This is a genomic window from Nostoc sp. PCC 9305 (assembly GCF_963920915.1).
GTDB lineage: Bacteria > Cyanobacteriota > Cyanobacteriia > Cyanobacteriales > Nostocaceae > Nostoc.
In genome coordinates, this window is the sequence record NZ_CAWUDN010000317.1 from 1 (window position 1) to 232 (window position 232).

Here is a 232-nt window from a genome sequence, read left to right on the forward strand (position 1 = left end):
CCGCCGCCAGCAGCCCTTGTGCGGATGTTGCGCTGGCCAGGATGTTCTCGAGAAAGCCAAGCTCATGGTCGTCTGGAAACGACTTGCCCCAGGTGTAACCGTGCTTCTTCTGTTCCTTCTCGGCACGGTCTTCAATTTCCGCCACGATTCGAAACGCTTCAGCGAACACTCCCTCCGACGACATGGCGCGCTGCGCTTCATGCCATCGTGCAATGCTCGCGGCTTTTGACAT

1 protein-coding gene is annotated in these 232 nt (G+C 58.2%); it reads right to left on the reverse strand.

What is annotated here, in order from left to right:
• Positions 1–232: hypothetical protein (locus tag ACM0OX_RS35885; RefSeq protein WP_414519994.1), on the reverse strand; the 232-nt coding region annotated here is incomplete at both ends.